We start from the raw sequence: 25,659 nt of genomic DNA on the forward strand, positions 1-25,659 counted from the left end.
ATTCCGCAGGGCGGTGTTCGCGGCTGAAGCCGCTCCTACGAGAAGCTCCGCAAACAAAGGTCAATTTTTTATGTTTTTGGGGAAGCGAGTATGAAACTCGAGGACAGCACCTTTATTGTGACCGGCGGCGCGTCGGGGCTGGGCGAAGCGACCGTGCGGGCGTTCCACGACGCGGGCGCAAACGTCGTCATCGCAGATCTGAACACCGCGGCCGGCGAGAAGCTCGCCGACGAACTCGGTGCGCGGGCGGCTTTCCATCGCACCGACGTAGCAGCCGAGGCTGACGCACGTGGCTGTGTCGAGCTCGCGCTGACACGTTTCGGCGCGCTCAACGGCCTGGTCAATTGTGCCGGTATCGGCACCGCCGCAAAGGTGCTCGGCAAGGACGGCCCGCAGCCGCTCGACGGTTTCAGCCGCATCGTGAGCGTGAATCTGATCGGCACCTTCAACATGATCCGCATCGCATCCGACGCGATGTCGAAGGGCGAAGCGAACGCCGGCGGCGAGCGCGGAGTCATCATCAATACCGCATCCGTCGCCGCCTACGACGGTCAGATCGGGCAGGCCGGCTATGCGGCGTCGAAGGGCGGCATCGTGTCGATGACGCTGCCGATCGCGCGCGAACTTGCCCGCTTCGGCATCCGCGTCGTCACCATCGCGCCGGGCTTGTTCCTGACGCCGATGATGCAGACGCTGCCGCCCGACGTGCAGAAATCGCTCGGCGAAGCGGTGCCGTTCCCGCCGCGCCTTGGCGAGCCAGCCGAATTCGCGCAACTCGCGCGCCAGATCGCCGAGAACGCGATGCTCAACGGCGAGACGATCCGCCTCGACGGCGCGGTCCGCCTCGCACCCCGCTAAATCCCAGTCATCCAACCCGGGCTGCGACCCGGTCGGAGTCACCGACCATGATCGACTACGCCGCGCCGCTGCGCGACATGCACTTCATCCTGGGCGAACTCGCCGGGCAGGACGCCATTTCCGCATTGCCCGGATTCGAGGAAGCGAGCCCGGACGTCGTCGAGGCGATTCTCGACGAGGCCGGCAAGTTCGCCGCTGGCGTGCTCGCGCCGATCAACGTGGCAGGCGACCTGCAGGGCTGCCGGCTCGAGGCGGATGGGCGCGTCATCACCCCGGAAGGCTGGAAGGCAGCGTGGGACCAGTATGTAGAAGCCGGCTGGATCGGCCTGTCGCTGGCACCGGAATTTGGCGGGCAGGGCCTGCCGAAGCTCGTCTCGACGCCGGTGTGGGAGATGTGGTTCTCAACCAACATGGCGTTCACGATGCTGCCGCAGTTGAACGTCAGCCAGGCCGAGGCACTGCAAATCGCGGCGAGCGACGAGCTGAAGCAGACCTGGCTGCACAAGGTCGTCAGCGGCGAGTGGGGCAGCACGATGAACCTCACCGAACCGCAGGCGGGTTCGGACCTCGCGGCGACGCGCGCCCGCGCCGAACCGGCGGCGGACGGCAGCTACCGCGTGTTCGGCCAGAAGATTTTCATCTCCTACGGCGAACATGAGCTGACGAGCAACATCGTCCATCTGGTGCTCGCGCGCCTGCCGGACGCACCGGCCGGCGTGAAGGGCTTGTCGCTGTTTCTCGTGCCGAAGTACCTGCTCGATGCCGAAGGCAATCCGGGCGCGAAGAACGATGTGCGCTGCATCTCGATCGAGCACAAAATGGGTATCCACGGCAGCCCGACGTGCACGATGAGCTATGGCGATGCGGGCGGCGCAATCGGCTGGCTGGTCGGCGAGCCGAACCGCGGCCTCGAGACCATGTTCATCATGATGAACGAGGCGCGCTTCGGCGTCGGCGTGCAGGGCGCGGGACTCGCGGAGCGTGCGTACCAGTTCGCGCTCGGCTATGCGCGCGACCGGGTGCAGGGCCGCGATGCGATCACCGGCGAGGCGGGCAAGCCGATCCTCCACCATCCGGACGTGAAACGCATGCTGATGTCGATGCGCGCCCGCGTGATGGCCATGCGCGCGCTGCTCTACACTGCCGCGGGCTGGTTCGACTTTGCGCATCATCACCCCGACGCGGTGGTTGCTGGCAGAGCCCGGCGCTATGTCGACCTGCTGATGCCGGTCGCGAAGGGCTGGTGCACCGAGGTCGGCCAGCAGCTATGCAGCGACGCGATCCAGGTCTTCGGCGGCATGGGGTTCGTCGAGGAAACCGGCATCGCGCAGTTCGCCCGCGACGCCCGCATCATCACGATCTACGAGGGCACGACCGGCATCCAGGCGAACGATCTGGTGGGACGCAAGATCCTGCGTGAAGGGGGTGAAACGCTGTTCGAGCTGATCACCGAGCTGCGCGCGACGGTCGCGGAACTGCGTGCCGATCCGACACTCGGCGCGATCGCCGACGGGCTCGCAGAGAACATCGCCGCGCTCAACGGGACCACGCACTGGTTGCTCGCGAAAGGCAAGGACCAACTCGCCGAAGTGCTCGCCGGCGCGGTGCCCTTCCTGCATTTGCTCGGCACCGTCTGCGGCAGCTGGCAGATGGCGCGTCTCGCGCTCGCGGCGCGGCGCAAAGTGGCTGCGGGCGAAGGCGATGCCAGCTACAACGCGAGTCTGGTCGAACTCGCGCGCTTCTACATGGGAACGTTTGCCCCGCAGGCTGCCGCACACGCAGCCACGGTTCGCGATGCGGGGGAAGCCTTGCTCGCATTCGATCCCGCGGCCTTTTGATCGGCGATGACCGGCACGGAGTTCTGAACCGGGTGTCGCGGATGCACCCGGACACGATCCGCATCCTGCCGGCCGGCGCCGGGGAGCTGCTGCGCAGCCGCATCGAGGATGCCTTCCGCTGTCAGGAGGTATTGCGGCGCAAGTGACGCGGCAGTCCCCGCCGCGTGGTCTATCGTGAGCATTGGGGCACGAAAAGCACGCAAAGCACCGGGAGAGGGGACGCCGATGAGCTACAGCGCGAATATCTTCGTCAGCTACAGCCACGACGATGAAAGCTGGTGCGACGCGGTCGCAAAGCACCTGCGCAGCCTGCACGACCCGCTGGACGTCACGGTGTGGGTGGACCGTCATCGAATTCGGGCCGGTTCCGCATGGCTGCCGGAGATCGAAGGCGCGCTGGCGAGCGCGGACCTCGCGATCCTGTTGATCAGCCCGGCATTCCTGAGTTCGGACTTCATCCGCAAGACGGAACTTCCGAAACTGCTCGCACGGCGCGAGAAGGGGCTTCCGGTCATCCCGATCCTGGTGATGCCTTGTAGCTGGAAGGCAATCGGATGGCTGCAGTCGCACGAGCTTCGCCCACGGGGCGATCATGCACTTGCCGAAATCGGCAGTGTGAAGTCGGCTGCGGTCAATCGCCAACTCGGCGACCTGATGGACGAGATCGCCGGAATGCTCAGGGAACAGGCAGAACGTGAGGCGCCCACGGATGGGCAGGCGGCGGCCCTTGCCGCGCCGAACCCCGCACAGCGCGACAAGCACGCGGAGCTCGCCGGCGCCCTGCTGGCCGTGACGCTGCTGGAAGAAGTAGTCGCAGATCAGCGCGCAGCGTTCGCTGCGCACATCGTCCAGATGCTTGCAAAGTTCTGCGGACTCGCGGGGGAAGCGCTGTTCAACGCGCTGCGACTCTTTATCGAGTATCAATTGCTGCGCTCCGATGCACCGACCTCCGCGCAAGCGCTGCAAAGTACGCTGGACAGTCTCGAAGACAGCGACACCGCACGCCGCCTTGCAGCCGAACTCAAGCGCGGTGCGAAGACCGGCGATTTCGCCAGCAGTCTCATCGATGTCAATTCCCTGTTCTTCATGCTCGCGCGCGAACGCGAGTCGTTGTGGGAGCGCTATTTCGACGAACTGCAAGCCTTCGGGTGCGACCCGCTGGCGACGCTGTGCCGTATCCGCGTGAAGCTCGGCTTCGTCGCGCCGCAGTTTCTCGTCGCCGGGCTGCTGTCGCATTTCGAGGATGACTGGCGCCCCGTGCTCAACGCCTACCAGCACTCGATCCCGAGTCCGAGATACCGCTCCGGTGCTTTCGAGAGCCTGCAGGCTTCGCAGTGGAATTGCTGGCTCGTTTGGGGACCGAGCATCCCGATCTGCCGCTGCGCGCAGTGGCAGGGCAAGTTCGCGTATCAGTACGGCTACGGCGACGAGAACAATTCGCTGCCGCTCGTCGAACTGGAGGCCGATACCGCCGGCCGGCCGCTCACGCTCGATCCGGTGGTTACCGATCTCGCTGCCGAAGGGCGTAGCGCAAAACTGATGCAGATCACCGGCCGGCTGCGCTGGGGGCCGCAGTTCCTGGGGCAGCAGGATGAAGCCGACACCGGCGAGGGCAGTTGGGACGATAGCGAGGTGCTCGACCTCGTTGACGATCTCGACCGCGACGATGTCGAGGACGACCGGCAGGCGCGCAAGTATCCGATGGCGTCGGCACAAGCGAGTCTGTGGTGCGGCGAAGGCCCCGGCCATGCGCACCATTCGGATGGCCTCGTGCTGCAACTGGAACACGTCGACCGCGAAGTGGACGAGGCGCGCGTCTACTTCTCCGCCTACCTGTGGATGATGTTCCTCGTCACCGTCGCCGCGCCCGACGAATCGGATCCCGATGTCGGTCCGCAACTGCTGCGGCGCAAGCACTATCCGCCTTGGCCCGAGGAACCGGCTCAACGCATCCGGGTACGCGACGCACGTCTGTGGGAAGAGTTGCTGCCGGTGTTCGTCCACGCCAACATCGCCGATCCCGCCGCGCTGCATTTCCAGCGCCGCACATTGGTCGCGAACGCTGTCCAGATGCTGCGCCAGTTGTGGGAACGCCGTGCCGAGTGCTTCGACGCCGACGACGTCGCGATGGGCATCCGCTTCCATCTGGTGTGCAGCTCCGATTACTCCGGCTGCGACTGCGAAGTGCGCTATCCGTCCGCCGAGCCTTTGCCCGCATTGCTGCAACGGCAGCTTGCGAGCGAAGAAGACCGCGACTTTGCCGCCGCGATCCTCGTCCCCGACAGCCAGGACAACCCGGCGGGCCGCCCCTGGGGACTTGCCGGCTACTATTCCTCGTGTCACCTGCCGGAACTGGTCGCCGACTACTTCAGCTACATCGACGAGATCCAGCAGCAGAAGGCGAAGCGCTGAGATGAAGGGCAACACCGACGCGTCCTCTCCGGATGGACGGGATGCTCAAGCGATGCACCCCGGCGACGCGCCTTTTCGTCGCGTCCGCGAGACGTCCCGGAATCGGAAGAGGGCGGAACCCGATCCTGGCCTGCGATTCCATGAGGCCGACAATTCCCCCGCAAGCCTCCAGGCACTCGCCCGCTTCTATCGCGAGCGCTACGTCGTCGAATTTCCCGACCCGGATGAGCGCGAATCGCTCGCGAACATGCAGCGCTACCTCGCATTGAAGGAGCGGGGCTGGTACGGACCCAACAACTATCACATCGTCATCGCAGAGATCGACGGGAAAGCGGTCGGCGGCGCGGTTTTCGACTACCTCGCCGAGGTTGACGCCGGCGTCATCGAATTCCTGTTTGTCGATGCTGTTCACCGGCGCGCGGGCCTCGGCCATGCGCTGCTCGACGAGTCGATCCGCATCCTGCGCGCCGATGCCCGTGGCCGCCGCGGCCGGCCGCTCAAGGCCCTCGTCGCCGAGATGAACGACCCGTATCGCCGGCCGGCCACGCCCGACAACATGGACCCCTTCCGCCGCGCCGCAGTTTGGGGAAAATGGGGCTTCCACGCACTCGGCTTTCCCTACGTCCAGCCGGCGCTGTCGGCCGGACAGGACGCGGTCGACGGCCTGCTGCTGATCGCGCGGCTGTTCGGACGGGTGCCGAAAACCGGTGTTTCGGCCGCGTGGGTCGAGCGCGTCGTCGCGGAATACCTGCGCTGGGCGATGCGTATCGAAACGCCGGCCGACAACCCGGACTACGGCGCGATGGCGTCCTTCCTGCGTGAGCGCCGGCGCATTCCGTTTTACCCGCTGCAGCACTACGTCGGCCACGACCCGCAACGCGAGTTCGAGATAAGGGAAATCGACGGGCAGGGTGATCGCGCGGCGCCGGCAGGCGGCGGCCAAGCCTTCCAGGCGGCCATCGCCCTTGCCCGCGTCGCGATCCCGATGCCCGGACGCGTCGCCGCGCCGGATCAATTCGCCTCGGCGCTCGCCGCGGCCCGAGCCGGTGGACCGCCCTATCACCTGTGGGCCCTGCGCGCACCCGGAGCGGATGTGATGGACGGCATGGCGAGCTTCTTCACCCTGCATTTCGCAGGTTTCGGTGGCTACCTCGTGCTCACGGGGGCATTGCGCGGTCGCGGCCTGTTGCCGTTGGTGCTCGCACGGATCGAGGCGCAGATGATGCGCGACGACACGCAAGCCGAGGGCTGGTTCATCGAATGCGGCGAAGAGTCGGCGAGGCTCTTCCTGCACGCGGGTTTTGCCGAAGTGCCGCTCGACTATCGTCCGCCACCGGTCGGCGATCAGGCGACGCAGCAGCAGCCCGAGCGCCTGCACCTGCTGTACAAGCCCTTCGGCATGCTACGTCCCGCCTGCCACCTTCGCGGCAATTTCATCCTGCATGCGCTGGAAGAGATCCTGCGCGAAGTGTACGGCGTCGCTGCGCCGCCGCGTCACGACTGCTACCGACTCGCACGCGACACACTTGTCGCGACGGTGGACGGCGTGGTGGTCCTGCGTGGCGCGCAGGGCGGGAAACGTTACTCCTGACAGCGACATGCGCATGGTGAGCCACCCTCGCCATCGCTCACGTAGAATGTCGTCCCCAGGCCCAACGCGAACTACACGGCGGCCACGGAATGATGGGGCCGTCTCCGGACGGCCGCGGGAGCAGCCCTCAGCGGGGTCGCCGGACCCGGCAGCGTTCCCTTGGCCCGCCGGCCACCATGCCAGACACTTCCCTGCGCGTCCTGTCGGTGATCCCGCCGATGACGCAACTGAACACCCCGTACCCCTCGACGGCCTACCTGACCGGCTTCCTGCGTTCGCGCGGCGTCGATGCGGTGCAGGAAGACCTCGCCCTGGCCCTGGTGCTGCGCCTGTTTTCCCGCGAAGGTCTGGCAGAGGTTCGCAAGTGCATCGAGACAACGCCCGAACGCAAGCGCACGCCGCTCGTAAAGGCTTTCCTGGAACACTTCGACCACTATCGCCGGACGATCGGCCCGGCGGTGGCTTTCCTGCAAGGTCGCGATCCGACGATCGCGCACCGCATCTGCGGGCGCACTTTCCTTCCCGAAGGGCCGCGTTTCCAGTCCCTCGACGTCTACATCGACCCCGAAGGCGGCGATCCACTGGCCTGGGCCTTCGGCGCGCTGGGGCTGGAAGATCGCGCGCGGCACCTCGCGACCCTGTATCTCAATGACGTCGCCGACGTGCTGCGCGAGGCGGTCGATCCGCGCTTCGAGTTCGTGCGCTACGCCGAATCGCTGGCGCAGAGTCAGGCGACCTTCGATCCGCTCGCCACGGCGCTCGCAGCGCCGCTCAACCTCGTCGACAGCACCCTGCGTGAGCTGACGCTGGAAGCGATCGAGCGCCACTCCCCGCAACTCGTGCTGCTGTCGGTGCCATTCCCTGGCGCGGTGTATGGCGCGTTTCGCATCGCCCAGGCAATCAAGGCACACGACCCGGCCATCGTCACCGTCCTCGGCGGCGGATTCGTGAATACCGAATTGCGCGAACTCGCCGAACCACGCGTGTTCGACTACTTCGACTATGTCACCCTTGACGACGGCGAACGCCCCCTGCTGGCATTGCTGGATCACCTGGGGGGAGGGCGGCGGTCCCGCCAACGTCTCGTGCGTACCTTCGTGCGCGAAGCGGACACCGGACAGGTGCGCTACCTCAACATCGGCGAGGCCGACATCGCCTTCGCCGAAGTCGGCACGCCCACGTGGGACGGCCTGCCGCTGGACCGCTACCTGTCGGTCCTCGACATGCTCAACCCGATGCACCGCCTGTGGTCGGACGGGCGCTGGAACAAGCTCACGGTGGCGCACGGCTGCTACTGGAAGAAGTGCAGCTTCTGCGACGTCAGTCTCGACTACATCTCGCGCTACGACGGCGCCAGCGCCGCGACGCTGGTCGACCGCATTGACAGCATCGTCAAGGAAACCGGCCAGACCGGCTTCCATTTCGTCGACGAAGCCGCGCCGCCGAAGGCCTTGAAAGCACTGGCGCAGGAGCTGCTCGAACGCGATCGTGCGATCTCGTGGTGGGGCAACATCCGCTTCGAGAAATCCTTCACCCCGGACCTCTGCCGCCTGCTCGCCGAGAGCGGCTGCATTGCCATTTCCGGCGGGCTGGAAGTCGCCTCCGACCGCCTGCTGACGCTGATGAAGAAGGGCGTCTCGGTCGATCAGGTGGCGCGCGTCACCCATGCCTTCACCGAGGCCGGCATCCTCGTCCATGCTTACCTGATGTACGGTTTCCCGACCCAGACCGTGCAGGACACCGTCGACGCGCTCGAATACGTGCGGCAACTCTTCGAGGCCGGCTGCATTCAGTCCGGCTTCTTCCACCGCTTCGCCTGCACCGTGCACTCGCCGGTCGGTCAGCACCCCGAAGAATATGGCGTCACACTTGCACCGCTGCCACCGGGCGCGTTTGCGAAAAACGATGTCCGCTTCATCGACCCGACGGGCACCGACCACGACACCCTGGGGGTCGCCCTCAACAAGGCGCTCTACAACTACATGCACGGCATCGGCCTCGAAGAGGACGTGCGCAACTGGTTCTCCGACCGCGTTCCGCGTTCCCGCGTGCCGCGCAATTTCATCGCCCGGGCGCTGCGCTAGAGAAGTCAGACAAAATGGCTTGAGTTGAGGCGGCGCGATGCCCGGACGACCGGGGAGCGCTTAGCGCGTCCTGCCGATCGTAGCCCGCACCCGCGGCTGGCGTGGCGGACGAAACGGTGCTATCCCACCGTCGTTTCCAGTACAGTGGCAAGCTGGCAGACGACACAAGGCTCCGACAATGATGACGACGACTCGCGCGCAGCGCGAAGAACCTGTGCATGCGCCGCACGCCCCGCTCACCGACTACTACGGGGCGGAAGCCGACCGACAGGGCTTCGTGCGGGGAATCTTCGACCGCACGGCCGGCGACTATGACCGCGTCGAGCGTCTGCTCGCGTTCGGCAGCGGCGCGTGGTATCGCCACGAGGCCCTGTTGCGCGCCGGACTCGCACCCGGCATGCGGGTTCTCGACGTCGGCATTGGCACCGGTATGGTGGCGCGCGAGGCGGTGCAGATCGTCGGCGACGCGACGGCAGTCATCGGGGTCGATCCGAGCCCCGGCATGATGGCCAATGCGCACCTGCCGCCCGGCGTGCAGCTACTCGAAGGGCGCGCCGAGGCGCTTCCGGTCGCCGATGCCAGCGTGGATTTCGTCAGCATGGGTTACGCATTGCGCCACATCAGCGATCTGTCGGCCGCATTCGGCGAGTTTCGCCGCGTCCTCAAGCCGGGCGGACGCATCTGCCTGCTTGAGATCACTCGCCCCGAAGGGCGGGTCGGGTGTGCCGTGCTCAAGTTCTACATGCGCGGGCTGGTGCCGGTGCTGGCGCGTATGGCCGGGGCGAGCCGCGAGACGGCCAAGCTGTGGCGCTACTACTGGGACACCATCGAGGCGTGCGAGCCCCCCCACCGGGTGCTGGCAACCCTGGAGGCGGCCGGTTTCGCCGGCGTGCGCCGCCACATCGAGGCCAAGCCGCTGGGGATTTTCTCGGAATACCAGGGCTTCAATCCGTAGCGCGCAGCCATCCTCGTGCCCATGCAGACGATCATCTCCGTATCGAACCTTTCGAAAACCTACGCCTCCGGCTTCCAGGCGTTGAAGGGCATCAATCTCGACATTCGCCATGGCGAGATTTTCGCGCTGCTTGGCCCGAACGGCGCCGGCAAGACGACGCTGATCAGCACCATCTGCGGCATCGTCAATCCGACCGAAGGGCAGATCCTCGTCGGCGGCCACGACATCGTCCGCGACTACCGCGCAGCGCGCTCAATGATCGGACTCGTGCCACAGGAACTGACGACCGATGCGTTCGAGACCGTTTGGGCCACCGTGTCCTTCAGCCGCGGACTCTTCGGCAAGCCGCCGAACCCGGACCATATCGAAAAGGTCCTGCGCGACCTGTCGCTGTGGAACAAGAAGGACAACAAGATCATCACGCTGTCGGGAGGCATGAAGCGGCGACTCCTGATCGCCAAGGCGCTGTCGCACGAGCCGCAGATCCTGTTCCTCGACGAGCCGACCGCCGGGGTGGACGTCAATCTGCGGCGCGAAATGTGGGAACTGGTGCGTGCACTGCGCGCAACCGGCGTGACCGTCATCCTCACCACCCACTACATCGAGGAGGCCGAGGAGATGGCCGACCGGGTCGGGGTGATCAGCAAGGGCGAGATCATGCTGGTCGAGGACAAGGCCGAGCTGATGCGCAAGCTCGGCCGCAAACAGCTGACGCTGCAACTGGAGCACGCACTGGCACACATTCCGGCCGGACTTGCCGCCTATCATCTGGACCTGTCGGCCGATGGCTGTGAGCTCACCTATACCTACGATTCGCAGGGTGAGCGCGCCAGCATGGTGGCGCTGCTCGGCGACCTTGACGACGCGGGCATCGCGTTCAAGGACCTGCACACGACACAGAGCTCACTCGAAGACATCTTCGTCAGCCTGGTGAGGGACGGACAATGAACATCCATGCAATCCGCGCGATTTACGCCTTCGAGATGGCGCGCACGAGGCGGACACTGCTGCAGAGCATCGTCTCGCCGGTGCTTTCGACCTCGCTGTATTTCGTCGTCTTCGGCGCCGCGATCGGCTCGCGCATTCCCGAGATCGGCGGCATCAGCTACGGCGCCTTCATCGTGCCGGGCCTGGTGATGCTGTCGCTGCTCACGCAAAGCATCTCCAACGCGTCGTTCGGCATCTACTTTCCGAAGTTCTCCGGCACCATCTACGAGCTGCTGTCGGCGCCGGTGTCCTATGTCGAAGTTGTCGTCAGTTACGTCGGGGCCGCCGCGACGAAGTCGATCATCCTCGGCCTGATCATCCTCGCCACCGCCGGCCTGTTCGTGCCGTTGCAGATTGTCCATCCGTTCTGGATGCTGCTGTTCCTCGTCCTCACCGCGGTCACCTTCAGCCTGCTCGGATTCATCATCGGCATCTGGGCCGACAACTTCGAAAAACTGCAACTCGTCCCGCTGCTGATCATCACGCCGCTGACCTTCCTCGGTGGCAGTTTCTACTCGATAGACATGCTGCCGCCGTTCTGGCAGACCGTCACGCTGTTCAACCCCGTCGTGTATCTGATCAGCGGCTTCCGCTGGAGCTTCTACGGCATCGCCGACGTCAGCGTCGGCCTCAGCCTCGCGATGACAACGGCCTTCCTCGCGGTCTCCCTGGCCGTCGTCGCGTGGATCTTCAAGACCGGTTATCGACTGAAAAATTGATTCCGCACAATGGGATATGCTACCGGCGCGCACCCGAAAACAGGTCTGTGCAGCGCAGCCGATCGGGTGCATAATTTTCCATCAAATGCTTCCAGTGGCCGGTCGGCGGTGGGCGCAGTCAGCTCCCGGGCCTGATCGGGAATTCTCTGCCAGAAGAGGAGGACTTCAGATGCAAACACCGTCGACTGATTACATCGGGACAGGCCGTTTGGATTGCGAGTTCATCCCGCCTTTCGACCTGCCAGAGGCGGACCGGATACCCTGGGAACGGCAGTTGAGCGCCGCGCGGGCGTGGCAGGAAGCCGGCGGCAACGGCGATGGCTCGCGCGGGGGCAGGGGTGTCACGGCGGCAATGCCGACCCTCGAAAGTGCCAGCCAGCTGACCATGGGAACAGTCACCAGCATGAACACGCTGTTGGTATCGCTTATGGAACGGCTGCTGGAGCTTCAGACGGAGGTGGCGAACGTCGCGCTTGCCGAGATGTCGTTGCGCCACGCGTCGCCGTTCGAGGCGGCGGACGGCGTCAGCATTCGTTCGCCACTCCATGCCGACAACGCCCGGTTGATTGAACAGCTTGCAAATTCTTGCGCGGAACTCATGGCCGCTGCACAAATCGACATGAGTGCGGCCACCGGTATCATCCTGCCGGGGGCCCGAACGGGCAGGACTCAGCCCGCCGCAGACCAGCCGTGGCTACTTGCCGACCGGCGCAAACGGGCGCAGGTGATCGAGTTCCCGGACCGCCGGGCAGCCGCGTGACCCACGACGGCGGGCGTGGGTGTCGCTCCTCAGTCGCCGCAGGGACCAGCTGCCTGCGGCGCGGCGATGTCGCGCACCGTCGCGTCGATGAGCTTGCGCGCAATACTGATCCGGTGCGGCAGACGCGGTAACCGGTCGATCGCGAACCAGTCCGCGGCTTCGATTTCGCCCGGCTGCGGTGTGATCTCGCCGCTGACATAATCGGCCACGAACGCGATCATCAGCGAATGCGGGAACGGCCAGGGCTGGCTGCCGAAGTAGCGCAGATTGGTGATCTCTATGCCGACCTCCTCGCGGACCTCGCGCGCCAGCGTCTGCTCGAGCGTCTCGCCGGGCTCGACGAAACCCGCCAGCGCGCTGTACATGCCTTCCGGAAAATGCGGCGAGCGCGCGAGCAGAAGCTCGTTTCCCCGCCGAATCAAGGCCATCACGGCAGGGGATAAGCGCGGATAGTGGATCAGTCCGCACCCCGGGCAGACGCGCGAGCGCTCGCTCGCGTGCAATTCGGTGGCCGAACCGCAGCGGCCGCAATAGCGGTGCGTGCTGTCCCACAACAGGATCTGGATCGCCCGCCCTGCGAGCGCGAAGCTCGTCTCGTCAATGCGTCCGAAGAGGCCCCGCAGGTTTTGCCATTCGATCGACGCCACTGCCGGCGCGTCCGCAGGCAACTCGGCCGTGAAGCAATGCTGCTCGCCAAGCTGGCCGAGATAATGGTGCTGCGGCAGCACGAGTCCAAGCTGCAAGAGTTCGAGACGGCTCGGGACTCGAGCATCGATACCGTCGGAGATGACGAGGAGGGCGTTCGCGCGGAAAACGAACCACAAATCGCTGTCACTGACCCGATCGGGTCCGATGATGCCTGGTGAGAACATGAGTGTGCGTGTGAGGATCTTCTGTATGACTTTACATCATGCGTTTCGCCGGGGCTTTGCGCAACATGCGGAAGATCAGCGCCGCCAATGCTGGTCTCGGATCCGCAGGCGCATTGAGTCTTGCGGGATTCATGTTGTGGCCTGATTATTTGAGAACCCGCATTTGTCACGCGCAAATCTTGAGGCCGGGCAGTCATTACGCTAGTCTGGGCATGCATGGCTTGCTTTTCGATAACAGCACGGAGCGTTTGACGACATGAGTGCCTGGAGTTGTCCTCACGATCTGGACGGGATTTGTCAGCGTGTGCATGGCGCAGTGTGCGCGCCCGGCATGCGTGGTTGCGTGCTCGAGGGCAAGGTGCGGTTTGCACGTGACGAGATGAACGTGCCGCGCAAGCCGGTTAAGGCAGCGGCGCCCACGCCAGATGGAAAGCGTCCGCAAGCCCCCAGGCGGCGGCTGCCGTTCTGAAGCCACGAGCGGCAAGCGTCGGGTATTTGAAACCGGTTTTTTGCGAGTAACCCATGTCCGGCAATACGACAGGAAAGCTTTACTGCGTCACCTCGTTTGGTGAATCGCACGGACCGGCGATCGGTTGCGTGGTCGATGGATGCCCGCCTGGCCTGCAGATTTCGACCGAAGACATCCAGAAGGAACTCGATCGCAGAAAGCCTGGCACTTCACGCCATGTGACGCAGCGGCGCGAGCCGGACGAAGTCGAGATCCTGTCCGGCGTGTTCGAAGGGGTCACGACCGGTACGCCGATTGCGCTACTGATCCGCAACCAGGATCAACGCTCGCGTGACTACGGCAACATCGCCGAGACCTTCCGGCCGGGGCATGCGGATTACGCCTACTGGCAGAAATACGGGATTCGCGATCACCGCGGCGGCGGTCGCTCATCAGCACGCGAAACGGCGGTACGCGTTGCGGCCGGCGCCATTGCGCGCAAGTGGCTGCGCGAGCGTTTCGGGGTTGTCATTCGCGGCTACATGGCCCAACTGGGGCCGATCGAGATTCCATTCGTGAGCTGGGACGCGGTGCACGGCAATCCTTTCTTTGCACCAAACGCGGAAATCGTGCCGCAGCTCGAGGATTTCATGGACGAGCTGCGCAAGGCCGGGGACTCGATTGGCGCACGCATCAACGTTGTCGCGACGGGTGTTCCGGTCGGCTGGGGCGAGCCGGTTTATGATCGGCTCGACGCCGACATCGCCTACGCGATGATGGGCATCAACGCGGTGAAGGCCGTCGAGATCGGCGCCGGTTTCGCAAGCGTCACGCAGCGCGGCACCGAGCATTCCGACGAAATGACGCCGGAAGGCTTCCTGACGAACAACGCCGGTGGCACGCTCGGGGGCATATCGACCGGTCAGGACATCATGGTCAGCATGGCGGTCAAACCGACTTCGAGCATTCGTCTCGATCGTCGTTCGATCGACAAGCAGGGAAAGCCGGTGATCGTGAATACGCAGGGGCGCCACGACCCCTGCGTCGGCATCCGCGCTACGCCGATCGCCGAGGCGATGCTGGCACTGGTGTTGATGGACCACGCGCTGCGCCATCGCGCGCAATGCGGTGAGGTAAGGACCTCGACACCGATCCTTGCCGGGCTCAGCCCTGATGGGCACCAACATCCGCCATCACCACGCGGGGAGTAAGGGGCGCAAGTGGCAGTGTCCGCGACAGCGGTGAGATGCTGCACTCGGGCACCCGTCGCGTTCTGTAAGCGCCATAATTGGTATTATGTAAACTGCAGGCCGCAGGCGCCCCGGCCACAGGCCGATCGGAAAACTGCACGCAGCAAAGCTTCACCCTCGAACTATTAGCCGGCGTGGCCTTGGCAGTAGTCCCGCGTGAGCGGCGTCGCCGATGCGGATCTTGCCGCTCACAGTGCAGTGCCCCTCGCGCCTGATGCTCACCTATTTTGGCCGTGCACGTTACGCAGCGAGACGCGCACAGACCTTTTGCAGCAGCGCCCGTACTTCCCCGCCGATGGCAGTCACTTCCGCTTTGTCGACGAGCATCAACACCGCCTCGGGATCCATGAACGCCACCGTAATGGTTCCATCGGCTTCTTCGCGCACCACCACATTGCACGGCAGCAGCAAGCCGATGTCAGGATCAGCCTCGATTGCGCGATGGGCGAGCCGCGGATTGCATGCGCCGAGGATGCGATACGGCCGTCGTTCGATGTCGAGCTTGGCTTTCAACGTGGCCTTGACATCGATATCGGTGAGCACGCCGAACCCCTCCTCTTTCAGGGCCTCGGTGACTTTCGCGATGGCGCTGTCGAACGGCAGCTTTAACTGAGTGCTGAATCCGTACATGGACTGACTCCTTTCAGGTGGCGCTGCGATTGCATTTTGCTTGCCGGCGGAAAAACCACACTGCGGTTTCGCGGCGGCGCTTGCGCCGTCGCCAGTCGCCCCCGTCAATGCCGGACATGAGCTTGGGCGTGATTGAGGCAATGATCCGTTCACTTCTTCCTGTTCATGACGACCCATGCCACGAGGCCGACAACGACGACAAGCAGGATCGGCAACAATATCCCGCCGTATCCCCCCATCCAGCCGGCGCCATAACCGCTCATCATGCCGGAGCCGTAGCCGCCTTGCGCCTGGGCGCTTGCTGCCAGGATCGTTCCGCCCGTCAATGCGGCGGCGCTCAAGGTCTTGCGAAGGTTGATGCGTTGCATGGCTGAACTCCATCCGGGACTGAATAAATTCATATGTCCGTTACGGGCTACAAAGCTCGCCGGCGGAGTCCGCACGACCCATGGCGAGAACATCTTCTATACATGCCGACTTGCTCGGCGTCGGTGCGCTACCAAACGAAGTGCGCTGATGGCCTGCAGCGGTTCACTTCGCCGCGAGCGCGTTATCGACGATGCTTTGCGCCTCGTGCAGGAGTGATTGCAGGTGCGACTTGTCCTTGAAGCTTTCCGCGTAGATCTTGTAAATGTCCTCGGTACCGGAGGGACGTGCGGCGAACCAGCCGTTGGCGGAAGTCACCTTGATGCCGCCGACCGCTGCGTGGTTGCCCGGCGCATGATCGAGCACGCTTTCGATCTTCTCGCCGGCCAGTTCGGTGCTGCATACCTGCTGCGGCGACAGCTTCGCCAGGCGGGTCTTCTGCTCGGCGGTGGCGGGCGCCTCGATGCGATCGGCCACCGGCTCACCCAGTTCGCGCACCAGCTCGCGATAGCGCTCACCGGGATCGCGGCCGGTGCGCGCGGCGATTTCCGCCGCCAGCAAGGCCGGCACGATGCCGTCCTTGTCGGTCGTCCACACCGCGCCGTCCCGACGCAGGAATGACGCGCCGGCGCTTTCCTCGCCGCCGAAGCCCAGTGAGCCGTCGAACAGGCCGTCGACAAACCACTTGAAGCCGACCGGCACCTCGAAGAGCTTGCGTCCCAGCCGCTTTGCCACCCGGTCGATCAGCGCGGTGCTGACCACGGTCTTGCCGACCGCAGCGTCGCCGGCCCACTGCGGCCGATGCCGGAACAGATAGTCGATCAACACCGAAAGGTAGTGATTCGGCGGCAACAACCCGGCACCGCGGGTAACGATGCCGTGGCGGTCGTGGTCGGTGTCGCAGGCGAACGCGATGTCATAGCGGTCCTTGAGATCGATCAGCCGCCGCATCGCAAAGGACGAGGACGGGTCCATGCGGATCTTGCCGTCCCAGTCCGCGGTCATGAAGGCGAAGGTCGGGTCGACGTCCTCGCCGAGCACGGTCAGGTCGAGTTGGTAGCGCTCGGCAATCGGCGCCCAGTAGTGCACCCCGGCGCCGCCGAGCGGATCGACGCCCATGCGGATGCCCGCGCCACGGATCGTGTCGAAGTCGACCATCTTGCCGAGATCGCCGACGTAGGCGTTCAGGAAATCGTGCGGGTGCGTGCTGGCGGCGCGACGCGCCTGCGCGTACGGCATCCGCCGCACCGCCTTGAGGCGACTGGCGAGCAGCGCATTGGCGCGCTCCTGGACCCAGCCGGTGACATCGGTATCGGCCGGCCCGCCGTTCGGCGGGTTGTACTTGAAGCCGCCGCTGTCGGGAGGATTGTGCGAGGGCGTGATGACGATGCCGTCGGCCAGCCTCCCCCTGCGGCCGCGGTTGTGGACCAGGATCGCGTGGGAGACCGCCGGCGTCGGGGTGAATTCGCCACCGGTCGCGATCATCGTTTCGACACCGTTGCCGGCCAGCACCTCCAGCGTGCTTTCGAACGCCGGCTGCGACAGCGCATGGGTATCGATACCGAGGTACAGCGGGCCGTCGATGCCCTTGCTTTGGCGGTACTCGCAGATCGCCTGGCTGATCGCCAGCACATGCCATTCGTTGAAGCTGCGCTCGAAGGAGATGCCGCGGTGTCCGGAGGTGCCAAATGCGACGCGCTGCACGGGGATCGCGGGGTCGGGGCGCAGATCGACATAGGCGGCGAGCAGCTTCGGCACATCGACCAGCAGCTCCGTCGGGGCCGGTTTGCCGGCCAATGGACTGATCGTCATGGATCGGACGGAGTCAGCACGGCGCCGTCTCCTCGGGCTTTGGATCGTGCCAGCCCTCGTCGCTGACCACGATGTCCGCGGCCGCCGACGGACCCCAGCTACCCGGTTCATAATCCCGCACCGGCGCGGCATCGGCGAGTGCCGGTTCGATCACCCGCCACGCCGCTTCGACGCTGTCGCCATCCGCGAACAGCGCTGGCTCGCCGCGCAGCGCATCGCGCAGCAGACGCTCGTAAGGCAATGTTTCGCTGCGTGGCTCGTGGCGGGCGATCAGTTCCACCGGCTCGCCGCGCATTTCCTCGCCGTGCTGCTTGACGCGCGCGCCCGCCGAGATCGTCACCTCGGGACTCAAGCGGAAGCGGAAATAGTTCGAGGTGGCCGGGCTGATCTCGTCGAAAATCGCCAGCGGCGGACACTTCAGGTCCACCTTGACTTCGGTGGTGGTGATGGGCAGGCGCTTGCCGGCGCGGATGTAGAACGGCACGCCGCTCCAGCGCCAGGTGTCGATGTGCATACACAGCGCAGCAAAGGTCTCGACCTGGGAATCCGCCGCCACGCCCTGCTCGTCGCGATAGCCGCGGAACTGGCCGCGCACCACGCAAGCCGGGTCGAGCGGCCGCATCGCGCGGAACAGTCGCAGCTTCTCGGTACGCACGGACTGCGGATCGCGCCCGGCCGGTGCATCCATCGCCAGCAGCGCGATCACCTGCAGCATGTGGTTCTGCACCACGTCGCGGAGCGTGCCGACCTCCTCGAAGAACGCGCCGCGTCCCTGCACGCCGAAGTCCTCGGCCATGGTGATCTGCACGCTGTCGACGTAGTTGCGGTTCCATACCGGTTCGAGGAAGGCGTTGGCGAAGCGGAAGTACAGCAGGTTCTGCACCGCCTCCTTGCCGAGGTAGTGATCGATCCGGAACACCGCCGTTTCGGGGAACACTTCATGCAGCGTGCGGTTGAGCGCCTGCGCGGACGCGAGGTCGCGACCGAACGGCTTCTCGACGATGATGCGGGCGTCGTCGGCGCAGCCCGAGTGCGCCAGCCCGTGCACCACGGTGCCGAACATGCCCGGCGGAATCGCCATGTAGTGCAGCGGCCGGGTGGCGGTGCCGAGGGCTTGTTTCAGGCGCTGGTAGGTCGCCGGATCGGCGTAGTCGCCCTCGACGTACTGCAGTTGCGCCGACAGTTTGGCGAACGCGTCGGCATCGATGCCGCCATTGTGCTCCAGGCTGTCGCGCGCACGTTCACGCAGCTTGTCCAGCGTCCCGGCGGCGCGCGCCATGCCGATGATCGGCATGTCGAGGTCGCCGGCGCGGATCAAGGCCTGCAGCGCCGGGAAGATCTTCTTGTACGCCAGGTCGCCGGTGGCACCGAAGAAAACGAAGGCGTCGGATACGGTTGTGGTCATGAGTGATCGCCATGTTCGCGGGCAGCATCCGATGCGCGGAGAACGCAGACCGCGTTCCCCCGCGGCTCCGCACGCAATCGCGCACAAGATCGGCAGCAATTCTCCGCGGCGTAGCCCGGACGGTCTGTTCGTCACCGCACATACGGCAGAACGCTCTCGCTGTAGCTTTTGTCCATGTCCCGGGTGGCCAGGACCATGAAGCGGCGACGAACCGCCATCCACCGGCCCGCAAACGCACCACAAGCGTCGAGCAATCGGTTCGGATGAGGAGATAGCCATGCAAATCGGAATGATCGGGCTCGGAAGAATGGGCGCCAACATGGTGCGGCGGCTGCTCCATGGAGGCCATCAGTGCGTGGTCTTCAACAGGTCGCCCGAAGCGGTGAAGGCGTTGTCCGGGGAAGGTGCCGTTGGCGCGTCCTCGCTCGCGGACCTGGTAAAGAAGCTGGAGCGGCCGCGGGCGATCTGGATGATGCTTCCGGGGGCGTCCGTGGAACCGCTCATCGCCGGCCTCGTGCCGCATCTCGGGCCCGGCGACATCCTCATCGACGGCGGCAACTCTTACTACGTGGACGACATCCGGATTGCCAGGGAACTCGCGGCGAGGAAGATCGACTACATCGATTGCGGGACCAGCGGCGGCGTGATGGGCCTGGAGCGTGGCTATTGTCTGATGATCGGCGGCCCGGAGCGGGCGGTGCAGCGACTGGAGCCGGTGTTCGCGACGCTGGCGCCGGGCGCGGGTGACATCCCGCTCACCCCGGGGCGCAAGAAGCCCGGCGGCACTGCCGAGCTGGGCTATCTGCACTGCGGGCCGAGCGGCGCCGGCCACTTCGTCAAGATGGTGCACAATGGCATCGAGTACGGCCTGATGGCCGCTTATGCCGAGGGCATCGACATCCTTGCCCGCGCGAACGTGGGCAAGCGCGAACAGTCCCACGACGCCGAGACGACGCCGCTGCGCAACCCGGAAGAATTCCAGTTTGATCTCGATCTGCGCGATATCGCCGAACTGTGGCGTCGCGGCAGCGTGATCTCGTCGTGGCTGCTGGATTTGACCGCGGTCGCCCTGACCCGGGATCCGACGCTGGCGAAGTTCGACGGCCGGGTATCGGATTCCGGCGAGGGACGCTGGACGATCAAGGCGGCCATCGACGAAGGGGTGCCGGTGCCCGTGCTCAGCACCGCGCTCTATTCGCGATTCAGCTCGCGCGGCGAGGCACAGTTTGCCGACAAGCTGCTGTCCGCGATGCGCTTCGAGTTCGGGGGGCACATCGAGAAACCGGACGGAAAATAATGACGGGCGAACGACGCGCTCGTTCCCCTGCACCGACGCCGGAGCCCGTTATGGAGGACCACGCGAACCCGTGCCGGCGCCAGCGCATGAGCCGCGAGCCACTCATCGGCGGGCAGACGCTCGACGAGCTTCAGCATGCTGCGTTCGGTTACTTCCTGCAGGCGGTCAATCCGGCCAACGGACTGATCGTCGACACTTCGCGCGACAACTCGCCGGTCAGCATCGCAGTGGTCGGCTTTGCGCTGTCGTCGTATCCGGTGGCGATCGAACGCGGCTGGATGGATCGCGCCGATGCGGTCCGGCGCAGTCTGGCCGCGCTGCGTTTCTTCCGCGACAGCGATCAGAGCGGCAGCCCCACGGCAACCGGCTATCGGGGTTTCTACTATCACTTTCTCGACCGCGAAAGCGGCGCACGCGTGTGGCGCTCGGAACTGTCGATGGTCGATACCGCGCTGCTGATCGCCGGCGCGCTGACCGCGGGGCGGTATTTCACCGCGGACAGCGTCGACGAAACCGAGTTGCGCGAGCTCGTCGAGACGCTCTACCTGCGCATCGACTGGCGATGGGCGCAGGGCGGGGCCAGAACGGTCAGGATGGGCTGGAAACCGGAATGCGGATTCCTGCACTACGGCTGGGAAGGCTTTAACGAGGCCATCGTGATGTACGTGCTCGCGCTGGGCTCGCCGACGCACCCGATCGAGGGTGGCTGCGAGTGCTTCGATGCCTGGACCGCGACCTATCAGTGGGAAAATCTGTACGGCTACGATTTTCTGTACGCGGGGCCGCTGTTCGTGCACCAGTTCTCGCACGCCTGGATCGATTTTCGCGGTATCCGGGATCGCTTCATGCGCGAGAAGCGTTGTGACTATTTCGAGAACAGCCGGCGCGCGATCGAAGTGCAGCGCGAGTACGCGCGGCGCAACCCGCTCGGCTTCGCCGGCTATGACGAAAACTGCTGGGGGCTGACCGCCTGCGATGGCCCGAGCCATCCGCAGCCGACGCTGGACCCCGCGCGGCGCCCCCTGTTCGGCTACGCCGCGCGGGGTGCGCCGCACGGGCCCGATGACGGCACCCTCGCCGGCTGGGCGGCACTGGCGTCGCTGCCGTTCGCGCCCGAGATCGCCCTGAGCGCCGCGCGCACCATGCTCGAGCGCTATCCGGAAATGCTGCCCGCGCAGCAGTACGCGAGCAGCTTCAACCCGTCCCTCGCCAGCGCCGAGCATGGCGCCTGGGTGTCGGCCGGCCACTTCGGACTCGACCAGGGCATCGTGGTGATGATGATCGAGAACTATCGCAGCGAACTGATCTGGCGCCTGATGCGGAGCTGTCCCTATGTCCGCACCGGCTTGCGGCGCGCCGGATTCCGCGGCGGTTGGCTGGCGCAGCGCCCTGCATCCACGGATCAAGCGAGATGAAACGGCCCGACGCGCCCTGCCCGACCGCGCCGGCGGATGCGATTGAGCACGAGCGGCTGGAAAATGTACGTCCGGCCGCATGGCGCAATCCGCAACCCGCAAACTGCTACGGCCTCGTCATCGTCGGCGGCGGCACGGCGGGATTGGTGGCGGCGCACGCCGCTGCGGCACTGGGCGCCAGGGTCGCGCTGATCGAACGCAATCTGCTCGGCGGCGACTGTCTGAACGTCGGCTGCGTGCCGTCGAAAGCGATCCTCCGTACGGCGCGCCTGTACGCCGAGATGCGCGATGCCGGGCAGTATGGCGCGCGGACCCCGGCCGATGTCCGTGTCGACTTTGCCGCCGCGATGGCGCGCATGCGCGGGATTCGCGCCCGCATCAGCCGCGCCGACTCGGTGCGCCGGCTGAGCGCCGCCGGCGTGGATGTGTTCTTCGGCCAGGCACGCTTCACCGGAATGGACGCGCTGTCGGCCGATGGCGCGACGCTGCGCTTCAAGAAGGCCATGATCGCCACCGGCTCGCGGCCGGACACGCCGTCGATTCCGGGCCTCGTCGAGGCCGGCTTTCTGACCAACGAGAATGTCTTCGACCTGACCGGGCTGCCGCGCCGCCTGTTGGTGATCGGCGGTGGCCCGCTCGGTTGCGAACTCGCGCAGGCGTTCTGCCGCTTCGGCGCGCAGGTCACCATCGCCCAGCACTGGCCGCTGTTCCTGCCCAGAGAGGAACGCGATGCCGCGCAGCTCCTCGCGGATGCGTTCGCCCGTGATGGCATCGAGGTGCGCCTCAATACCCGCGCCGTCGCCGTGCGCGTCGAAGGCGGGCAGAAGTTCGTCGATCTGGTCAGTGACGACTACCACAGCACGGTGGCGGTCGATGCCATCCTCACCGGCACCGGCCGCGTGCCGAATGTCGACGATCTGAATCTCGAGGGCGCGGGCGTCGACTACGACAAGGCAGACGGCATCCGGGTCGATGATTTCCTGCGCACCAGCAACCGGCGCATCTATGCCGCCGGCGATGCCTGTCTGGCGCACAAGTTCACGCACACCGCCGACGCGTCGGCGCGCATCGTGGTCCGCAACGCGCTGTTCCACGGTCGCCAGCGCATGAGCGCGTTGACCATTCCGTGGTGCACCTACACCGATCCGGCAATCGCTCATGTCGGCCTGTACGTGAGCGAAGCCAACCGGCGGAACATCCCGGTGAAGACCTTCACCATCCCGATGCACGAGGTCGATCGCGCGATCGCCGACGGCGAGGAGACCGGCTTCGTCAAGATCCACGTCAAGGAGCGGACCGACCGGATTCTCGGCGCGACGATCGTCGCCCGCCATGCCGGAGACATGATCAACGAGATCACCCTGGCGATGGTCGCGGGGATCGGCCTGCGTACCCTGGCCCGCGTCATCCACGCCTATCCGACCCAGGGCGAAGCGATCAGGAAGGCGGCAGACGCCTACAAGCGCACGCGCCTGACGCCGACGATCCGGTCGCTGCTTCGGCGCTGGCTTCAGTGGTGACCAACAACCAGGCGACGCGGGGCAGGCAGAAGGCGGATCGGTTCAAGCGCGTCGCCTTCTGCCAGAACCCTGCCGATGCGGGCCGTCGTCGCATAGCCCAGCGCCCGCAGCGCGGCGACGCAGGCCTCGGCGTTTTCGGCCGGCACGCTGGCGAGCAGTCCGCCGGCGGTCTGCGGGTCGAACAGCAGCGGATACGCCGGGTGTTGCAGCGCCTCGGACTGATTGCGCAGCGCCCGGCGCAGGCGCACGTTGGCCGGCTGCAGCGAGCTGAGGATGCCCGCCGCGGCGGTCTCGGCGGCGCCGTCGAGCAGCGGCAAGGCGTTCAGATCGATCTCGGCATCGACGCCCGAGGGCCGCGTCATCTCGACCAGGTGCCCGAGCAGGCCGAAGCCCGTGAGGTCGGTGCACGCGGTGGCACCGTGCGCGACCAGACAGGGCACCGCGGCGCGGTTGGAAACCTGCATCGAGGCGAGCGCCGCGTCGATCCACCGCCCGCGCGCCGCCAGCCGGGCGTGCGCCGCGAACAGCGTGCCGGTGCCGATCGGCTTGGTGAGGATCAGCGCGTCGCCGGGGCGCATGCCGCCCTTGCGCAGGACGCCGTCGAGGCGCTCGTCGATCAGCCCGTTGATCGCGAAGCCCAGCGCCAGCTCGCGGCCCTCGCCGGTATGGCCGCCGACCAGCGCGCAGCCGGCCTCGTTCAAGACCTCGACGGCACCGGCCATCATCTGGAACAAGGTGTCCTCGATCTTGCTTTCCAGCCCCGGCGGCACCGTCGCGATCGCGGTCGCCGACTGGGCTTCGCCGCCCATCGCGAAAATGTCGCCGAGGGCGTGGTTCGCGGCGATGCGGCCGAACACCCAGGGGTCGTCGATGAAGGCGCGAAAAAAATCGACGCTGTGCACCAGCGCATAGCCCGGCGGCACATGCAGCACCGCCGCGTCGTCGGGGGCGTGCAGGCCGATCAACACGTCGTCGCGCTCGATCGGATGGACGTCGGCCAGCGCGCGCGCGAGTACCGTCGCGCCGACCTTGGCGCCGCAACCGCCGCAGCGCATCGCGATCGCGGAGATCGCCTGCGTTTGCTCGGACTCGTCGAGCGGAATCGGGCTGGCGGACGATGCCCCGGCGGCTCCCTTCATCTGCGGGAACTCGCTGAAGCGGCGCATGAAGCGGCGGTCGATCCAGTCCTTCCACCGCCATACCCAGTCGCCGCGCGCGAAAATCCAGCCACGCGAGGCGACCGCATGCCGGTCGCCAGTGCTGATCAGCGCCAGCCAGCGTCGTTGCGGCCGATAAGGCCGCAGCGGCTGGCGCAGCACGGTTCGCCGCAGATTCTCCGCCAGCGGTTTGCCCATGCGCACCGCGAACACGCCGGCCTTCTCCAGCGGCCACCCGTTCATCGCCGCGCAGTCGCCGGCGGCGAAGATCAGCGCATCGGTTTCGGTCTGCAGCGTGTCGCGCACGCGGATGAAACCGTCACCGTCGAGCGTCAGTCCCGTGTCGCGCAGCCACGGCGCGCCCCCCGCCTGCGTCACCCAGACGATCTCGTCGGCGTCGAACACCTCGCCATCGCGCACCTGTAGCCGCCCGGCCGCGACCTCGGTCACTTCCGCGTTGCAGTGAACGGCGACGCCGCGTTCGGCGAGCACCCGCGCGAAGGCGCCGCGCACTGCGGCGTTGTGGGTCGGCAGGATGGTCGCGCCGGCCGAAAACAGGTGAAAGCGCAGCTCGTCCGGGTCGCGCCCGAGCGCCGCCAATTCGCCGCGCAGGCGGTACTGCATCGCCAGCGTCAGCTCGACCCCGCCGGCGCCGGCACCGACCACTGCGATCGTGGTCGGTCCGGCGTGGCGGCGCACCCGTTCGAGCAGCGCCAGCCAGCGTTCGTTGAAGCGGCGGATCGGTTTGACCGGCACCGCGTATTCGGCGGCCCCCCTGACGCGCGACAGTTGCGGCGTCGAGCCGATGTTGATCGACAGCACGTCGTAGGGCACCGGCGGGCGCGTGCGGCACAGCACCTTGCGCGCGCCGCGGTCGATGCCGGTCACCTCGTCGCGGAAGTAGCGCGCGCCGGCGAATTCGGCGAGCCGCCGCAGGTCGATATGCGCCTCGTCGAAGCCGTAGTGCCCCGCGATGTAGCCCGGCAGCATTCCCGAGTAAGGCGTGTCGGTGTCGGTGCAGATCACCGTCAGCCGCAGGCCGGGCAGCGGGTGCATCGCGAACATGCGCAGCACGCCGACGTGGCTGTGGCCGCCGCCGATCAGGACGATGTCGCGCACGATCGCCGTGGCCGCTACCTGCATTCAGCTTTCACCCCTATTTTGTGTCAGCAATTCGCCGACCAGCGCGGCGCGCTCGCGTTTCGGTACGAACAGCGGCGCACGCTGCCGACACTGTACCGCGCCACGGCATAGTCGGCACCGAGCATGCCGACGTTGCCGCC

At 66.0% G+C, this 25,659-nt stretch carries 19 protein-coding genes; 13 read left to right on the forward strand and 6 right to left on the reverse strand.

Going from position 1 to position 25,659, the window contains the following annotated elements; genetic code table 11:
* Positions 1-90: 90 nt before the first annotated feature.
* The 9 genes from GPA25_RS14115 to GPA25_RS14155 all read left to right on the forward strand — a co-directional run bounded on the left by GPA25_RS14115 (position 91) and on the right by GPA25_RS14155 (position 12,204).
* Positions 91-858 carry a 3-hydroxyacyl-CoA dehydrogenase gene (locus GPA25_RS14115; RefSeq protein ID WP_169261052.1) on the forward strand — a complete coding sequence of 256 codons (768 nt, stop codon included), beginning with the start codon at positions 91-93 and terminating at the stop codon, positions 856-858.
* A gap of 47 nt (positions 859-905) precedes the next feature.
* A complete protein-coding gene (locus GPA25_RS14120) occupies positions 906-2,696 on the forward strand; it encodes an acyl-CoA dehydrogenase (protein ID WP_169261053.1) in 1,791 nt (596 codons plus the stop codon).
* 225 nt (positions 2,697-2,921) lie between these two features.
* Positions 2,922-5,108, forward strand: coding sequence for a toll/interleukin-1 receptor domain-containing protein (locus GPA25_RS14125; RefSeq protein WP_211163124.1), 2,187 nt, complete (start codon positions 2,922-2,924; stop codon positions 5,106-5,108).
* Between the two features lies 1 nt (position 5,109).
* Positions 5,110-6,699, forward strand: a complete 1,590-nt coding sequence (locus tag GPA25_RS14130) for a GNAT family N-acetyltransferase (RefSeq protein ID WP_169261055.1) — start codon at positions 5,110-5,112, stop codon at positions 6,697-6,699.
* A gap of 176 nt (positions 6,700-6,875) precedes the next feature.
* Positions 6,876-8,783, forward strand: a complete 1,908-nt coding sequence (locus tag GPA25_RS14135; RefSeq protein ID WP_169261056.1) for a B12-binding domain-containing radical SAM protein — start codon at positions 6,876-6,878, stop codon at positions 8,781-8,783.
* Between the two features lie 178 nt (positions 8,784-8,961).
* Positions 8,962-9,738, forward strand: coding sequence for a class I SAM-dependent methyltransferase (locus GPA25_RS14140; RefSeq protein ID WP_169261057.1), 777 nt, complete (start codon positions 8,962-8,964; stop codon positions 9,736-9,738).
* Positions 9,739-9,759: 21 nt separating this feature from the next.
* Complete coding sequence (locus GPA25_RS14145) at positions 9,760-10,686, forward strand: ABC transporter ATP-binding protein (protein WP_169261109.1); 927 nt, start codon at positions 9,760-9,762, stop codon at positions 10,684-10,686.
* Entirely contained in the window at positions 10,683-11,444 is a 762-nt protein-coding gene (locus GPA25_RS14150; protein WP_169261058.1) for an ABC transporter permease, read from the forward strand. The genes GPA25_RS14145 and GPA25_RS14150 overlap by 4 nt, the downstream gene beginning before the upstream one ends.
* A 169-nt stretch (positions 11,445-11,613) precedes the next feature.
* Complete coding sequence (locus GPA25_RS14155; RefSeq protein ID WP_169261059.1) at positions 11,614-12,204, forward strand: hypothetical protein; 591 nt, start codon at positions 11,614-11,616, stop codon at positions 12,202-12,204.
* Positions 12,205-12,233: 29 nt separating this feature from the next.
* On the opposite strand, the gene nudC is transcribed toward GPA25_RS14155, so the two are convergent.
* Entirely contained in the window at positions 12,234-13,076 is an 843-nt protein-coding gene (gene nudC, locus GPA25_RS14160) for an NAD(+) diphosphatase (RefSeq protein WP_169261060.1), read from the reverse strand.
* A gap of 522 nt (positions 13,077-13,598) precedes the next feature.
* Between nudC and aroC the strand changes: the two genes are divergently transcribed.
* Complete coding sequence (aroC, locus tag GPA25_RS14165; RefSeq protein ID WP_169261061.1) at positions 13,599-14,735, forward strand: chorismate synthase; 1,137 nt, start codon at positions 13,599-13,601, stop codon at positions 14,733-14,735.
* A 279-nt stretch (positions 14,736-15,014) separates the two neighbouring features.
* On the opposite strand, the gene GPA25_RS14170 is transcribed toward aroC, so the two are convergent.
* From GPA25_RS14170 to zwf, 4 genes are all read right to left on the reverse strand, one after another.
* Positions 15,015-15,404 carry a DUF302 domain-containing protein gene (locus tag GPA25_RS14170; RefSeq protein WP_169261062.1) on the reverse strand — a complete coding sequence of 130 codons (390 nt, stop codon included), beginning with the start codon at positions 15,402-15,404 and terminating at the stop codon, positions 15,015-15,017.
* Positions 15,405-15,553: 149 nt separating this feature from the next.
* Entirely contained in the window at positions 15,554-15,772 is a 219-nt protein-coding gene (locus GPA25_RS14175; protein WP_169261063.1) for a hypothetical protein, read from the reverse strand.
* A 163-nt stretch (positions 15,773-15,935) separates the two neighbouring features.
* The gene (pgm, locus tag GPA25_RS14180; RefSeq protein WP_169261064.1) at positions 15,936-17,582 is read right to left on the reverse strand and encodes a phosphoglucomutase (alpha-D-glucose-1,6-bisphosphate-dependent); all 1,647 of its coding nucleotides are present in this window, start codon (positions 17,580-17,582) and stop codon (positions 15,936-15,938) included.
* A gap of 13 nt (positions 17,583-17,595) precedes the next feature.
* The gene (gene zwf / locus GPA25_RS14185; protein WP_169261065.1) at positions 17,596-18,987 is read right to left on the reverse strand and encodes a glucose-6-phosphate dehydrogenase; all 1,392 of its coding nucleotides are present in this window, start codon (positions 18,985-18,987) and stop codon (positions 17,596-17,598) included.
* A gap of 289 nt (positions 18,988-19,276) precedes the next feature.
* On the opposite strand from zwf, the gene gnd reads away from it, so the two are divergent.
* The 3 genes from gnd (at position 19,277) to GPA25_RS14200 (ending at position 23,219) form a co-directional block, all read left to right on the forward strand.
* Positions 19,277-20,284 carry a phosphogluconate dehydrogenase (NAD(+)-dependent, decarboxylating) gene (gene gnd, locus GPA25_RS14190; protein ID WP_281357723.1) on the forward strand — a complete coding sequence of 336 codons (1,008 nt, stop codon included), beginning with the start codon at positions 19,277-19,279 and terminating at the stop codon, positions 20,282-20,284.
* Between the two features lie 86 nt (positions 20,285-20,370).
* The gene (locus GPA25_RS14195) at positions 20,371-21,699 is read left to right on the forward strand and encodes a glucoamylase family protein (protein WP_169261067.1); all 1,329 of its coding nucleotides are present in this window, start codon (positions 20,371-20,373) and stop codon (positions 21,697-21,699) included.
* On the forward strand, positions 21,696-23,219 hold the full coding sequence (locus tag GPA25_RS14200) for a mercuric reductase (protein ID WP_169261068.1): 1,524 nt from the start codon (positions 21,696-21,698) through the stop codon (positions 23,217-23,219). The genes GPA25_RS14195 and GPA25_RS14200 overlap by 4 nt, the downstream gene beginning before the upstream one ends.
* On the opposite strand, the gene selD is transcribed toward GPA25_RS14200, so the two are convergent.
* Positions 23,210-25,519, reverse strand: a complete 2,310-nt coding sequence (gene selD, locus GPA25_RS14205) for a selenide, water dikinase SelD (protein ID WP_169261069.1) — start codon at positions 25,517-25,519, stop codon at positions 23,210-23,212. The two genes, GPA25_RS14200 and selD, sit on opposite strands and share 10 nt — an antisense overlap.
* Positions 25,520-25,659 lie beyond the last annotated feature (140 nt).

The organism is Aromatoleum diolicum (genome assembly GCF_012910955.1).
GTDB lineage: Bacteria > Pseudomonadota > Gammaproteobacteria > Burkholderiales > Rhodocyclaceae > Aromatoleum > Aromatoleum diolicum.

Excerpts from the sequence above, each read along its gene's own strand:
- GPA25_RS14195 (WP_169261067.1), top strand. The coding sequence starts at position 20,371 with ATGAGCCGCGAGCCACTCATCGGCGGGCAGACGCTCGACGAGCTTCAG.
- GPA25_RS14175 (WP_169261063.1), bottom strand. The coding sequence starts at position 15,772 with ATGCAACGCATCAACCTTCGCAAGACCTTGAGCGCCGCCGCATTGACG.
- GPA25_RS14120 (WP_169261053.1), top strand. The coding sequence starts at position 906 with ATGATCGACTACGCCGCGCCGCTGCGCGACATGCACTTCATCCTGGGC.
- GPA25_RS14140 (WP_169261057.1), top strand. The coding sequence starts at position 8,962 with ATGATGACGACGACTCGCGCGCAGCGCGAAGAACCTGTGCATGCGCCG.
- GPA25_RS14135 (WP_169261056.1), top strand. The coding sequence starts at position 6,876 with ATGCCAGACACTTCCCTGCGCGTCCTGTCGGTGATCCCGCCGATGACG.
- GPA25_RS14125 (WP_211163124.1), top strand. The coding sequence starts at position 2,922 with ATGAGCTACAGCGCGAATATCTTCGTCAGCTACAGCCACGACGATGAA.
- selD (WP_169261069.1), bottom strand. The coding sequence starts at position 25,519 with ATGCAGGTAGCGGCCACGGCGATCGTGCGCGACATCGTCCTGATCGGC.
- nudC (WP_169261060.1), bottom strand. The coding sequence starts at position 13,076 with ATGTTCTCACCAGGCATCATCGGACCCGATCGGGTCAGTGACAGCGAT.
- zwf (WP_169261065.1), bottom strand. The coding sequence starts at position 18,987 with ATGACCACAACCGTATCCGACGCCTTCGTTTTCTTCGGTGCCACCGGC.
- GPA25_RS14150 (WP_169261058.1), top strand. The coding sequence starts at position 10,683 with ATGAACATCCATGCAATCCGCGCGATTTACGCCTTCGAGATGGCGCGC.
- aroC (WP_169261061.1), top strand. The coding sequence starts at position 13,599 with ATGTCCGGCAATACGACAGGAAAGCTTTACTGCGTCACCTCGTTTGGT.
- GPA25_RS14200 (WP_169261068.1), top strand. The coding sequence starts at position 21,696 with ATGAAACGGCCCGACGCGCCCTGCCCGACCGCGCCGGCGGATGCGATT.
- GPA25_RS14130 (WP_169261055.1), top strand. The coding sequence starts at position 5,110 with ATGAAGGGCAACACCGACGCGTCCTCTCCGGATGGACGGGATGCTCAA.
- GPA25_RS14155 (WP_169261059.1), top strand. The coding sequence starts at position 11,614 with ATGCAAACACCGTCGACTGATTACATCGGGACAGGCCGTTTGGATTGC.
- gnd (WP_281357723.1), top strand. The coding sequence starts at position 19,277 with ATGATCGGGCTCGGAAGAATGGGCGCCAACATGGTGCGGCGGCTGCTC.
- pgm (WP_169261064.1), bottom strand. The coding sequence starts at position 17,582 with ATGACGATCAGTCCATTGGCCGGCAAACCGGCCCCGACGGAGCTGCTG.
- GPA25_RS14170 (WP_169261062.1), bottom strand. The coding sequence starts at position 15,404 with ATGTACGGATTCAGCACTCAGTTAAAGCTGCCGTTCGACAGCGCCATC.
- GPA25_RS14115 (WP_169261052.1), top strand. The coding sequence starts at position 91 with ATGAAACTCGAGGACAGCACCTTTATTGTGACCGGCGGCGCGTCGGGG.
- GPA25_RS14145 (WP_169261109.1), top strand. The coding sequence starts at position 9,760 with ATGCAGACGATCATCTCCGTATCGAACCTTTCGAAAACCTACGCCTCC.